Raw genomic sequence first — 264 nt, forward strand, 5'->3', positions numbered from 1 at the left:
GCTCTTTACGAATGATTTTGCTGACAAATTCCAATGTGATAGGTTCAATATAAACCGCGTAAGCCAATTCAGTGTCTGTCATGATTGTAGCAGGGTTAGAGTTAATCAGGATCAATCGATAACCTTCTTCTTTTAAGGCTATAAACGCTTGGGTTCCTGCATAATCGAACTCTGCGGCCTGTCCGATGAAGATCGGACCGGAACCAATTAATAGGATGCTTTTTATATAATTGCGTTTTGGAATGTTTTTTCCCCATTTTTGGT

Annotated in this window: 1 protein-coding gene; it reads right to left on the minus strand. The window is 39.4% G+C overall.

All coding sequences use genetic code 11. The features are described from left to right. On the minus strand, positions 1-244 hold a 244-nt coding region (locus ACYP5M_RS26595; RefSeq protein WP_459735741.1), incomplete at its 3' end, for a carbamoyl phosphate synthase preATP-grasp domain-containing protein. Positions 245-264: the final 20 nt, after the last annotated feature.

It is taken from the genome of Peribacillus sp. N1 (assembly GCF_054600815.1).